The 12,473-nt window shown below is 47.5% G+C and carries 11 protein-coding genes; 6 read left to right on the forward strand and 5 right to left on the reverse strand.

All coding sequences use genetic code 11. From position 1 onward, the window contains the following. Nucleotides 1–116 precede the first annotated feature (116 nt). Nucleotides 117–1,415 carry a UDP-N-acetylmuramoyl-tripeptide--D-alanyl-D-alanine ligase gene (locus HMPREF9441_RS00005; RefSeq protein ID WP_008616486.1) on the reverse strand — a complete coding sequence of 433 codons (1,299 nt, stop codon included), beginning with the start codon at nucleotides 1,413–1,415 and terminating at the stop codon, nucleotides 117–119. Between the two features lie 164 nt (nucleotides 1,416–1,579). On the opposite strand from HMPREF9441_RS00005, the gene folP reads away from it, so the two are divergent. Next, nucleotides 1,580–2,431, forward strand: coding sequence for a dihydropteroate synthase (gene folP / locus HMPREF9441_RS00010; protein WP_008616487.1), 852 nt, complete (start codon nucleotides 1,580–1,582; stop codon nucleotides 2,429–2,431). Between the two features lie 12 nt (nucleotides 2,432–2,443). Continuing rightward, a complete protein-coding gene (cdaA, locus tag HMPREF9441_RS00015) occupies nucleotides 2,444–3,217 on the forward strand; it encodes a diadenylate cyclase CdaA (RefSeq protein WP_008616488.1) in 774 nt (257 codons plus the stop codon). On the opposite strand, the gene HMPREF9441_RS00020 is transcribed toward cdaA, so the two are convergent. Next, nucleotides 3,218–5,146 carry a GNAT family N-acetyltransferase gene (locus HMPREF9441_RS00020; protein WP_244949535.1) on the reverse strand — a complete coding sequence of 643 codons (1,929 nt, stop codon included), beginning with the start codon at nucleotides 5,144–5,146 and terminating at the stop codon, nucleotides 3,218–3,220. A gap of 210 nt (nucleotides 5,147–5,356) precedes the next feature. On the opposite strand from HMPREF9441_RS00020, the gene pta reads away from it, so the two are divergent. The 4 genes from pta (at nucleotide 5,357) to HMPREF9441_RS00040 (ending at nucleotide 10,304) form a co-directional block, all read left to right on the forward strand. Then, on the forward strand, nucleotides 5,357–6,370 hold the full coding sequence (gene pta, locus HMPREF9441_RS00025; RefSeq protein WP_008616490.1) for a phosphate acetyltransferase: 1,014 nt from the start codon (nucleotides 5,357–5,359) through the stop codon (nucleotides 6,368–6,370). Between the two features lie 33 nt (nucleotides 6,371–6,403). Beyond that, nucleotides 6,404–7,597, forward strand: coding sequence for an acetate kinase (locus HMPREF9441_RS00030; protein ID WP_008616495.1), 1,194 nt, complete (start codon nucleotides 6,404–6,406; stop codon nucleotides 7,595–7,597). A 264-nt stretch (nucleotides 7,598–7,861) separates the two neighbouring features. Further along, nucleotides 7,862–9,085, forward strand: a complete 1,224-nt coding sequence (locus HMPREF9441_RS00035; RefSeq protein WP_008616497.1) for a 6-bladed beta-propeller — start codon at nucleotides 7,862–7,864, stop codon at nucleotides 9,083–9,085. Nucleotides 9,086–9,161: 76 nt separating this feature from the next. Next, nucleotides 9,162–10,304 carry a 6-bladed beta-propeller gene (locus HMPREF9441_RS00040; protein WP_008616498.1) on the forward strand — a complete coding sequence of 381 codons (1,143 nt, stop codon included), beginning with the start codon at nucleotides 9,162–9,164 and terminating at the stop codon, nucleotides 10,302–10,304. Nucleotides 10,305–10,602: 298 nt separating this feature from the next. On the opposite strand, the gene HMPREF9441_RS00045 is transcribed toward HMPREF9441_RS00040, so the two are convergent. From HMPREF9441_RS00045 to HMPREF9441_RS00055, 3 genes are read right to left on the reverse strand one after another with little or no spacing between them, the layout of a single operon-like run. Continuing rightward, on the reverse strand, nucleotides 10,603–11,370 hold the full coding sequence (locus tag HMPREF9441_RS00045; protein WP_008616500.1) for a UDP-2,3-diacylglucosamine diphosphatase: 768 nt from the start codon (nucleotides 11,368–11,370) through the stop codon (nucleotides 10,603–10,605). Next, the gene (locus tag HMPREF9441_RS00050) at nucleotides 11,370–11,702 is read right to left on the reverse strand and encodes a metal-sulfur cluster assembly factor (RefSeq protein ID WP_008616509.1); all 333 of its coding nucleotides are present in this window, start codon (nucleotides 11,700–11,702) and stop codon (nucleotides 11,370–11,372) included. The genes HMPREF9441_RS00045 and HMPREF9441_RS00050 overlap by 1 nt, the downstream gene beginning before the upstream one ends. A 22-nt stretch (nucleotides 11,703–11,724) precedes the next feature. Next, nucleotides 11,725–12,471: a JAB domain-containing protein gene (locus HMPREF9441_RS00055; protein ID WP_008616510.1), complete on the reverse strand. Its 747-nt coding sequence runs from the start codon at nucleotides 12,469–12,471 to the stop codon at nucleotides 11,725–11,727. Nucleotides 12,472–12,473: the final 2 nt, after the last annotated feature.

Raw genomic sequence — 12,473 nt, forward strand, 5'->3', positions numbered from 1 at the left:
ATATGCCATATTCCAGCATATCCCCCGTCTTTTTATGGCACTATAAAATATTTTATAGTGCCGAACTTATAACTGAATCCCGTTTACATTTACACAAAATTTTGGACAGTGTCTTCTCAAAGGAAATCCGGCAAATCGTAAAGTCTCGTACTATGACTGCCTTTAATCAATATATAATACCCTTTGGGTTTCTTGATTTCCAAAGCCTTCTTTACCTGCTCCACACTATCAAACGTACGGAAAGGATGACGCGCCGCCTTGAACTTCGGCCCCACCAACCACACATGCTCGAAACCGGATTCCACCAATAAATCGGCAATGGCCTGATGGGCTTTCCAGCTACTCTCTCCCAATTCCCCCATATCACCGAGTATAACCATCCTGCGTTCCACTTTCATATCCCGGAAATTTTCTATAGCAGCTCTCATACTGGTAGGGTTGGCATTATAAGCATCCACCAAGAGCTTATTATCATCCGTCTCCATGAGTTGGGAACGATTGTTTTTAGGTTCGTATGCTGCCAATGCCCGATTAATCGAATCCACCTCTACCCCGAACGTACGTCCTATCGTTGCTGCAGCCAACATATTCTGCATGTTATAGGCACCTATCAATCCGGTCTGCACCTCCTGCCACTCACCTCCGGCAGGCCGCCAACGGAACTTTAAGAAAGGAGCGCATTCAAGCACCTCTCCTTCCACACTCAAGACCTCGTCACATGGACTTCCGTAACAAATCTGGTGTACCCCCCCAGCTATACGCTTCAAGTCTTCACTATCATGGTCAATGAAAACCGTACCATGTTTGGCACGCAAATAGTCATAAAGCTCTCCTTTCGTACGAACAACCCCCTCGAAAGATCCGAATCCCTCCAAATGCGCCATGCCCACATTGGTAATCAATCCGAAATCCGGATCCACAATTTCGGCCAAAGCCTTAATTTCCCCGAGATGGTTTGCCCCGGTTTCAATGACAGCGATGGTATGATCCGGACTTAACTCCAGCAAAGTCTTCGGCACCCCGATATGATTATTCAGATTTCCCTGCGTGTACAATACGTTATGTTTTTTGGAAAGCACTGCCGCCGTGAGTTCTTTTGTCGTGGTCTTCCCGTTGGTTCCCGTCACCTGAATCACCGGAATCTTAAATTGTTTCCGGTGATAGTGAGCCAGTTGTTGCAATGCCGTCAGTACATCTTCCACTAAAATGTAACGCTCGTCGCCCCCTGCCGCATACTCAGCTTCATCCACTATCGCGTAAGCGCACCCTTGCTCCAAAGCTTGGGCGGCAAAAGCATTTCCATTAAAAGAGTTCCCTTTCAATGCAAAGAACAAAGCCCCTTGCGGGCACTTGCGGCTATCGGTGGTCACCACCGGATGCTGCTTATAAAGTTCATAAAGTTCTGCTATCTTCATAATTCTGTATTTTACCCCACAAATATAATGTAAATCGAGAGCAAAATATCAAACTTGCTTGAAATATTTTACCGAGATGCCACCTATATTATATAAATATAATCCAAGAAGCACGAAAAACCGGATTATTCTGCGTACATTTGCACGTAAATACTGCAAAAACAATGGAAGGACATATAGAACGTACCATAAGAGTCAACGGACAACTGATGGACCTTTCCACACCGAAAGTCATGGGAATCCTGAACGTCACGCCCGACTCCTTTTATGCCGGAAGCCGCAAGGAAACCACATCCGACATCGTAAACCGAGTGGAACAGATTATTACGGAAGGAGCCGACATGATCGACATCGGTGCCTATTCCTCGCGTCCCAATGCGGAACACGTCAGCACAAAGGAAGAAATGGCACGCCTCCGAAAAGGTCTCGAAGCCATCCGCGAAGTCGCCCCCGAGGCCATCGTTTCCGTCGATACATTCCGGGCAGACGTGGCCTCCATGTGTGTGGAAGAATACGGTGCAGCTCTCATCAATGACATTTCGGGCGGACAAATGGACGAACGGATGTTCGACACCGTAGCTCGTCTGGACGTCCCCTATATCATGATGCACATGCAAGGCACTCCCCAAGACATGCAGCAGCATATACATTATGACCATATCCGCATGGAAATCATGCAATACTTTGCGCTCAGGGTACAAGACCTGCACGCCCGAGGCGTCAAGGACATCATTATAGACCCGGGATTCGGATTCGGAAAAACTTTGGCCCACAACTACGAGTTGTTTAAGCATTTGGAAGACTTCAAGCTATTCGAACTGCCTTTATTAGTAGGCATCTCGCGCAAATCAATGATATACAAACTGCTCGACAGCAGTCCCGAAGAAGCGTTGAACGGAACTACCGTATTGAACACCATCGCCTTGACCAAAGGGGCAGATATTTTGCGTGTGCATGACGTAAAAGCTTGTGTGGAAGCCGTGAGAATATTCAATCAAATGAACGAACAGAAATAAAAAAACATTTCCATGCCATTAGAATTCGGACTGAAAGACTTTATCGACATCTTCCTTGTCGCACTGATGCTGTTCTATTGCTACAAGGTCATGAAAGAGTCGCGTTCACTGAACGTATTCTTCGGCGTGCTGATTTTCGTCGTATTCTGGTTGTTTGTCTCCCAAATACTGGAAATGAAACTTTTGGGTTCCATTCTCGACAAACTGGTCAGCGTCGGTACACTGGCACTGATTATCCTGTTCCAAGAAGAAATCCGCAACTTCTTTTTCACGATCGGTACACACCGGCAAGTGGAAAGTCTCCTCAAACTCATCCGGCGCAACAAGAAAGACAATAAAAAAACAAACAAGGACGACATCATGCCTATCGTCATGGCCTGCATGAGCATGAGTAAACAAAAGGTCGGGGCATTAATCGTCATCGAACGCAACTTGCCCCTCAACGATATCATACGTTCCGGCGAACTCATCGATGCCAACATCAATCAACGGCTTATCGAGAACATCTTTTTCAAAAACAGCCCGCTGCATGACGGTGCCATGATTATCAGCAAGAAGCGCATCAAAGCAGCAGGCTGCATCCTGCCTGTATCCCACAGCATGGACATCCCGAAAGAATTAGGCCTGCGCCACCGTGCCGCCAAAGGCATATCGCAGGAAACCGATGCCCTGGCCGTCATCGTTTCCGAAGAAACCGGCAATATCTCCGTAGCCTACAAAGACACATTCCATCTCCGCCTGTCTGCAGAAGAGCTGGAACGTTTTCTCACGGAAGACCGACTATAATCAATTCATCATCAAACTCAGATAAGGGGCGTCCCCTTCCAAGAACATATCCGGCAACTCCCGAATATGTACGCTACGACAAGTCCCACCGCTCTCCGAGCAACAACATTCATTTCGTCCTTCTTTTCGGCACAATCCGTTTTCCCACACGTAAACTCCGTTATTCTCCGTGATATCCTCATCTCCTACAACACGTATCCGACCGGCCGTATCCGTATGTTGCCGCGCATACAACTGCAAGACCTCATACGCATGTATCACACGCAACTGCACCCGGCTTTTCTGACGAATCATTGCGACATTCCCGGCAAAGCCGAATGCCTCCCGCACCTGCTTATACAGAATATTTTCTACGACTGCCGAAACGGAAAAACACTCCAAAACCCATAGTTTATCTTCACGCGGAACGGCCCAAATCAGCCCGACACACCGTTCGTCTTCACGCGCCACCACGACACAACCGTTCCCAAGGAACAAATCTGCACATACAGTATACAAGTCTGCCTCATCATGCAACACAGCATAAGGAACACGACGTAAAAAAGCATCCAAATAAGACTGCAAATCCCCCAACACTGGTTCAACTTCATGCATAGTGGTATAAACTTCACATACCACTTTATCGGTATCGTATGATACTTCCCACTCCGACAATGCCACCTCAGGGCAAGTATAATAACCAAAACGATGGTAAAAAGCAAACAAACCTTCATCAGCCGGAATCAAAAGACTGAATAAACACCCGTCGGCATACATTTTACGGTGAGCCTGCCCCATCAGTTCCGTCATCAGCCCCTTGCCTCGGCATTCCGGCTGCGTACAAACCCCTGAAACATAAGCCACAGAGACATCCTCGCCTCCGAACATCATCCGGTATGGCAAACGTTGCAAAGCCGCAACCACACGCCCGTCCCTTACGAGGCAACTGTTCCTTTCAGGCGTATATTTCCGGGTAAAATAAAGTTTCATAAACTCTTCCGTATCGCCGAAACACAAGCTCCACAATGCACGGGTCTGCCATTTTATCAAATGCTGCTCCGGTGTCAGCCCGCACTCTTCAATCTCCGCCTTCACCGTACAAGACGACCACACACTGTATTTCATCAGCAACATCTCCGGTTGATAAGACAGTTTAGCCTTACGCAAGCCCTCCACTCCCAAGTCTTCTTCCCGATTCACATATTTATATTGTTCCGGCAACCGTGAAACGAACTCCTTATTGATGACTGTATAAGCCCCCTCAAACTCCACATCGGCTTTTTCCACGCACACGTCAAAGGTATCACGACATATCGGAGCCCCGTAAGTAAATGCCGCGATCTGTTCCCCAACCAGCAATACACCTCCCCTCAGGTCCAGTTCTTCCCGATGCGCCAATGCACATTGAATGGCTTCCGACTCCGCAGCCACCGCCCTTTTCTCCGCTTCGTCCTGACGCGACTCCACCCAACGGCGAGTCAAATCCAGGCAGGCCGGGACCCATTCGTCCGTCAATTCCTCATAACGATAATCCGGATACAAGGCTTTAAAACGATTCACATGATTACGTTTGGCCTGCAACTTTTTACCGGACAACGCAGCCAACGACTCACGTAAATAGATATAATCCGCATGGTCCCGGTTGGCATTCACACGGCAGTCTTCCCCCATGCACTCTTCCACCTGCGGCATCAAATCCTCGCAAACGCCTAACAGCAAAAGAGGATGAGACAACCGACACGCATCTTCTTTCAAAATCTGTAGGATGGCACACCAATCTCCCTCACCCACAGGCATAAGATAAGCCAAATGTCCATCCGCGTAAAAACGAAACACCAGAAAACCGCCCCACTCCGCCACTTCCGTGCGATAAAGCATTCTCCAGGCATAAAGATTGGCAAAAGACAAATCACAGTTGCGACGACCTGCGTTTTCAGTATATTTCCACACAAGCAAACGGTCTGCTAAAGATAAAGGATGAAAATCAAGGGACATAAAATATTTTTTTGATACCAAAGTAACATAAAAATTATGAGAGGAACACCATCCCGGAATATAAAAAAATAAAATAGGAATCATACGGTTATTCGGTCAAAAAGCAGTAATTTTGCACAATCCTACTAATTGCAATGTAGAGTTATCAATTTAAAGATTTTAAATATGGACTTAATCAAAGAGATTGTCTCACGCGCTCAAGCTAACAAACAGCGCATTGTTCTTCCTGAAGGTACGGAAGAGCGTACATTAAAGGCTGCCAACCAGATTCTTACCGATGAGGTGGCCGACTTGATTTTATTAGGAAACCGTTCAGAAATAGAAGAAGCGGCAAAAAAATGGGGATTGGGAAACATATCCAAGGCTACTATCATAGACCCGGCTACCAGCCCGAAAAAAGAAGAATATGCCCAATTGCTTTTCGAATTGCGTAAGAAAAAAGGTATGACGATAGAAGAAGCCCACCAAAAAGTGCAGGATCCCTTGTTCTACGGTTGCCTGATGATTAAGGCCGGCGATGCCGACGGACAGTTGGCCGGCGCACGTAACACGACCGGCAATGTATTGCGTCCTGCCCTGCAAATCATCAAGACAGCCCCGGGCATCACCTGCGTTTCCGGAGCAATGTTGCTGCTCACTAAAGCTCCCAACTACGGAAAGAACGGCATTTTGGTTATGGGCGACGTAGCCGTCACCCCTGTACCCGATGCAGGACAGTTGGCTCAGATTGCCGTTTGTACCGCCCGCACAGCCAAAGCCGTGGCCGGAATCGATCCGAAGGTAGCTATGCTGAGCTTCTCCACCAAAGGTTCTGCGAAACACGAAGTCGTAGACAAAGTAGTGGAAGCTACCAAGCTGGCACGCGAAATGGCTCCGGGTCTCAGCATCGACGGCGAACTCCAGGCTGATGCCGCACTTGTACCGAGCGTAGGCGAAAGCAAAGCTCCGGGTTCCGAAATCGCCGGACATGCCAACGTTCTGATTGTTCCCAATCTTGAAGTCGGCAACATCTCCTATAAATTGGTACAACGTCTGGGACATGCCGAAGCCATCGGCCCTATCCTCCAAGGCATAGCACGTCCGGTCAACGACCTTTCCCGAGGATGCTCCATCGAGGACGTTTACACCATGGTAGCCGTCACGGCCAACCAAGCTATTGCGGCAAAAGAACAAAAATAAACGAAAGCTTTAAAATTACACCTATTATATAATATGAAGATTTTAGTATTAAACTGCGGAAGTTCCTCCATCAAATATAAATTATATGACATGACCGACCATTCCGTCATGGCACAGGGCGGTATAGAAAAAATAGGTCTGCCCGGTTCTTTCCTGAAAATGACTTTGCCGGACGGGACGAAGAAAATCATCGAGGAAGACATCCCCGAACATACCAAAGGCGTACAATTCATCTTCCACATCCTGACCGACCCAGAACTCGGTGCATTGAAATCGCTGGAAGAGCTTGGCGCCGTAGGACACCGTATGGTACACGGAGGAGAAAAGTTCAACCAAAGCGTGTTGCTCACTCCTGAAGTGTTGGAAGCCTTCACAGCCTGCAACGACTTGGCCCCGCTACATAATCCCGCCAACCTGAAAGGCGTAAATGCCGTATCGGCCCTTCTACCTTCGATTCCTCAGGTGGGCGTATTCGACACAGCCTTCCATCAGACGATGCCCGACTATGCCTATATGTATGCCCTGCCCTACGAGATGTATGAAAAATACGGCATCCGCCGTTACGGCTTCCATGGCACGTCCCACCGTTATGTATCCCAACGTGTCTGCGAATACCTTGGCGTAGACCCTGCCGGCAAACGTATCATCACTTGCCATGTGGGCAATGGCGGTTCCATTTCGGCCGTAAAAGACGGCAAATGTATCGACACCTCCATGGGACTGACTCCGCTGGAAGGCCTGATGATGGGTACCCGTTCCGGTGATGTAGACGGCGGCGCTGTAACCTTTATCATGGACAAGGAAGGGCTTGCTCCTTCTGAAATGTCCAACCTCCTGAACAAAAAATCCGGCGTGGCCGGTGTCACAGGAGTTTCTTCGGACATGCGTGAGGTGATTGCCGCAGCCCACGAAGGCAACCAACGCTGCCGCTTGGCTCTCGACATGTACGCCTACCGCGTGAAAAAATATATCGGTGCTTACGCTGCGGCCATGAACGGGGTGGACATCATCCTCTTCACCGGAGGCGTGGGAGAAAACCAAGCCGACATGCGCGAAGCTTTCTGCAACGGTCTGGACTATCTGGGCGTATCGCTCGACAAAGCCAAAAACAATACCGTACGTGGCGACGAAGCCATCATCTCCACACCGGACAGCAAAGTGACGGTATGCGTCATCCCGACCGATGAGGAACTGATGATAGCCAAAGACACCATGGCACTGGTATGAACCTCGCCTTCTTCCTTCACTATCTGAAGGAAAAATACCCATGCAATGGAAAATGTTTCTAACTCTATACAGGGTGCGGGATTGTTTCCGCACCCTTTTTATATCGGTCTGCCGGAAAGATTCTGCGTCAAGGAGACGGCACAATATAATTTTTTCCCGAAAACACTTGCAAGTCACTTATTTTTCAAATACTTTTGGTGATGAACTTCGGGAAGGTAAGCCTTACAAAGGACAACACGTCCAATAACCGAAAACATAACGAATATGAAAAAAAGAACATTCTTCATATCTTTATTCAGTACGGCAATACTTGGCATTGCGGGATACATTGGATATAAAACTTCCCAAACGGACACGGCCACAAACGAAAGTCACCTATCCTTAAATGTAATCAACAAAGACAAACCCGTTAATGTGGAATTGCGTGACATAGTCGACAGCATCCAATATACAGTGTTAGAATCATCCGGTTCTTGCATGTTAGGAGAAATAACGAGGGTCAAGAAAACGGATGGGTACTATTTTGTAAGAGACGATTTCGGACTATACGCATTTGATGAAGAGGGACGCTTTATAAATGAAATAAGCCAAAAAGGAAATGGAAACAAGGAGTACGTCCACTTGGAAAATTTCTATATCGACGAACAACAAAAGGCAATCGGACTTATCTGTAACCCATCCAAAAAAATCATGTTTTTCAGCTATGACGGCGAATATCTATCCACCGTCCGATTGCCGGAAGAAAACGGCGGAATACATTCCATAATGAAAAGCCCCGACCAGGATTTACTGGCATACTACCCTATGCCTAATGATTATATTAAAATCGAACATGAATATAAAAAAGTGGAAATCAAAGGCAACAGACTAAAAACGTTTCCCCTGCTTACCATGAAAGACCTGACGACAAGAAATATCTACTACGCGTTCTCTGCTTCTCCTGCGGCTATTTATAAAGACACCTGTTATCTGTTATCCGTCCTCTCGCACAATCTGTACGCTTACAAAAATGGAGAAATAAAACATGCCTACCAATTTGATTGGGCCAAGCAACTTCCAAGCACAAAGTTCCTAAAAGAATGCAGGAATGAAAACTTTTATGACTTAAAAGAGAAAATACAGGAATCGGGCATGAGCATCGGATTCACTGGCATACAGGCAAACAAAGACTATATGTTTATCTCCGTCAACAATGAAAACACACTGATATGGGATGGCAGGCAAAGTGTCTTGATACATAACACTTATGACAGCGAGAGAAATTTCCACTTTCCCAATATCGCATTGACCGGAGGATGCTCAGATGAAAACATCGGCTTTTATAATGCTGATATTTTATGCCAACAGAAAAAGCAATTACCCACACGAAGCCAAACTTTCAACCGGATAGTCCAATCCATTAAAGAAGAGGACAATCCGGTTCTCTACCGGTTCATATTCAAAAAGGACCTAATAAACCATATAAGCATGAAATATAAACTGAAATAGCCATCGTCCCATGAAAATCAGCTTGAACCAACGAACGGGATTCTTCTTGCTGAATCCCATATAATCCCACCAGACCATGGCAAAATACCTCAGCACTTTATTATATATAGGTGTATTTCTCTCTTCTTGCCAAAAAGAAGCACCTATACGGCAAATCACCGGATTCGACTCGCCGCCCGCCATAAACGGGCAAGGGCTTGCCGCTGATTCATTTTACGTCGTGCCTTTAGAGAGTAAAAACAACGTCATCATAAGAGACATCCGTAAAATAGATTTCGTAGACTCATCAATGGTCATCCTTTCTTCCGAAGGCGTTTTTTCTTTCAATAGGCAAGGACAATATTTATGTCAATATGGGGAAAAGGGTAACGGCTCAGGAGAATACCATACATTGACTTCCATGTGGGTTGACGAGCAAAAACATATTCGCATCATAGACGGAGCCAGAAACAGAATACTGACCTTTAATACTGATGGACAGTTGTTGGACACACAAACCTATCCCTCGTCGACTTTCGACCTGCTAAACGATTGCGAACCCATTGACAACAAGCATCTTTTTTGTTCAAACCATATCTATAATGACTTAAACACCATCTATTCGACTTTCGACTTGCAGAGAAAAGAAAGTCACCCCCTTCACAAGTTTGCAGGAAAAACGGCAAACACGCAAGAATATACAGGGCGACATGCCTTCACACTGCAAAAAGACACCGTCTTCTGTGTTTCCCCTTTCAGCCCGGACATATGTTATTGGACTGAAGAAAACAACGACATACGCCCTTATCTTTCGATTATGACAGAACAAGAAATATTGTCTGAAAAAGAACAAACCTCCATCGAAGATTTTGGCATAACGCGTTACGCCGAATTACTCAATCAGGACGTATTCACAGGATTTACAGACTTGTTCATAACCCCTCAATACTACTTCTTAGTTTTTTATAACCTCTCTTATCTCTTAGTGAGCAAAAGTACCTACAAGGGAGTCAGGTATGAATATCCGCTACAAACAGATAAAATATCATACCTTCCGCTGATTAATATAAGAGCCGTAAGTCCCCAAGGCTTTTTGGTGGGCTTTGAAGAGGCTTATAAACTCAAGCAGTGGAAAATCAACACAGAAACACAAGATGATAACTTAAGAAAGATTCAGGCCGTGGTCCAGAAGATTTCTGCTGAAGACAATCCTTGCTTGTTCTTTTATAGGCTGAAATAAATCGACATAAAAAACATGTAGAGAAAAAGAAACAAGGCTTGGCGGTGACAAAACATCTTACTTTGCCGCATTTACAAAGCAATCCACTGATTTACAATCGAATACGAAACAAAAATCAATCTCCGCAGAACGGAAAATCGTTCGGCTGAGATTGATTTTTCAATCGGCTGAGAAACGTTTTCCGTTCTGCGGAGATTGATTTACCGAACGGCACAGAGCGGATTCCGTCATGTATTTTCACAAAACTTTCATTTCCGCAAACCGTCCGGCAGAAACAGCGACAGACACGCTGCAAAGGTTACAGACAAGTGTCGCCCTCCACATAGTTCTCCATAAACAGGTTCTCCCCGTCGAATACGACGTAAGTGAACTGCGTAATCCAGTCGCCCAGAATCAGGACACGGCTCGAACGGGTCAGCATCAAGTCCAACTCGATGTGACGATGGCCGAAAATGAAATAGTTGATTTCGGAATGGGCTTTCAGGTATTCCTTGGCAAAACGGACGAGATACTCCTTGTCCTCGCCCAGATACGGAGGGTCGCCGCCTTCCACGCCATGCTTCAGGCGGCTGTGCGCCGCCCAAGACAGGCCGAAATCCACAGCCCAACGGGGATGGATGCAGGAAAACATACGTTGGCAAAGGCGGTTGCGGAACACGGCACGCAGGAAACGGAACTTGCGGTCGGGGTCGCCCAAGCCGTCGCCGTGCGCCAGCATGAACACCTTGTCGCCCATCTCCACCGTCATCGGCTCGGTGTGCAGCGTCACGCCGCATTCCTTCACCAAGTAATCGCCGCACCAGATGTCGTGGTTGCCCGTAAAGAAGTGCACCTCCACGCCCCGGTCAGCCAATTCGCTGAGCTTCCCGAGAAAACGGGTGTAGCCACGGGGCACCACCGTCTTGTATTCATACCAAAAATCAAAGATGTCTCCCAACAGGTAAACCGCCGAAGCCTTATCCTTGATACCGTCCAGAAAGTGCACCAACCGGCGTTCCCGCGTACGGTCGTGCGGGATGGAGCGGCATCCCAAATGGGCATCCGAAAGAAAATATACGCTTTTCATCACAAGAATCCCAATTCCATTTTGGCTTCCTCGGTCATCATGTCCTTGTCCCACTCGGGTTCAAACACCAGATTGACCTCCACCGACTTTACTTGCTCTATGCTCTCCAGCTTCTGACGCACGTCCTCCACGATGAAATCCGCAGCCGGGCAGTTCGGAGCCGTAAGCGTCATGTCCACGCTCAGGGCATAGTCGTCCGCCAAGTCTATCTTATATATCAATCCGAGGTCGTACACATTCACCGGTATCTCAGGGTCGTACACCGTCTTGAGCATCTCGATCACTTTCTCTTCCACCTGCAATTTCTCCGGCATTTTCTTTTCCTCTTCCATATATCGGTCTTTATTTATCTTGTTATACTAATTTACCTTCTTCACAATAACTGTAAAAACCACCTTCGGCCACGATGATGTGGTCCAACAGACGGATATTCATCATCCGGCAAGCCTTCTGGAGCCGGTCGGTCAGCCGGTCGTCCTCCATACTGGGGCGCACCTGCCCCGACGGGTGGTTATGGCAAAGCGCGATGACAGGCGCACGGCGCAACAAGGCTTCGCGCAAAATCAGGCGGATGTCGACCGCCGTCTCCGTCAGTCCGCCCTTGCTCACCAACACCTTATCCAAAATGCGGCAGGCCTGGTTCATCAGAAGCACATAACATTCCTCGTGAAACAGGTCCTGCATCTGCGGCAGGAAATAATGGTACAAATCCACACTGGAACGGATGGAAGGCAGTTCCACCGCATCTTCCTCCATACGGCGGCGCCCCAGTTCGCAAGCGGCCATGATGGCCACGGCCTTGGCTTCGCCCAGCCCTTTGTAACGGCGCACCCTCTTTTTCTTTCCGGTCTCCTTGTCCCATACCTCCACATTTCCGGTCAGTTCTTCGAGCGACATGCGCCCCAACGTCTTCAGGCGGTTGTCGCAATCGGCCATGACACGCTTCATCAAGCCCACGGCAGACTCCTCCACTGTGCCCGAACCGATAAGGATGGCCAGCAGCTCGGCATTGCTCAACGCCGAAGCCCCTTTCTGCATCATCTTCTCGCGAGGGCGGTCGTCTTCGGCCCATTGCTTGATATTCAGTTTCGCCGTCTCCATAC

It is taken from the genome of Paraprevotella clara YIT 11840 (genome assembly GCF_000233955.1).
GTDB lineage: Bacteria > Bacteroidota > Bacteroidia > Bacteroidales > Bacteroidaceae > Paraprevotella > Paraprevotella clara.